General features: G+C 71.3%; 1 pseudogene. It reads right to left on the minus strand.

Annotated elements, in window-relative coordinates:
* A pseudogene (locus tag DBV35_RS29655) lies at positions 1-324 on the minus strand (hypothetical protein); the annotation flags it as partial.

A 324-nucleotide genomic window follows, 5' to 3' on the forward strand; every position in this document is an offset into this window, starting at 1 on the left:
TGCCGTTCGGGATGCCGATGTCGCGCATCAGCCGGGTGAGGACTCCGGGCAGCTGCTCGCGCGGGTCGTTCACCCTGTCCGCCCGCGGGTCCATCAGCTCCGCCGCCCGCAGGTGCCGCTCCGGCGCGGAGTCGAAGGAGAACCGGAACGCCTCCGGCGCGGTCAGCGACACCGACTCCCCGTGCGGCACCATCGCCTCGTCCTGCGGGTAGCCCTGCGGCCGGTAGTCCTTGACCATGCCCGCGATCGGGTAGGCGTTGGCGTGCGGGATGTGCACACCGGAGTTGCCGAACCCCATGCCCGCGAAGGTCGCGGCCATCATCA

This window comes from Acuticoccus kandeliae (assembly GCF_003073115.1).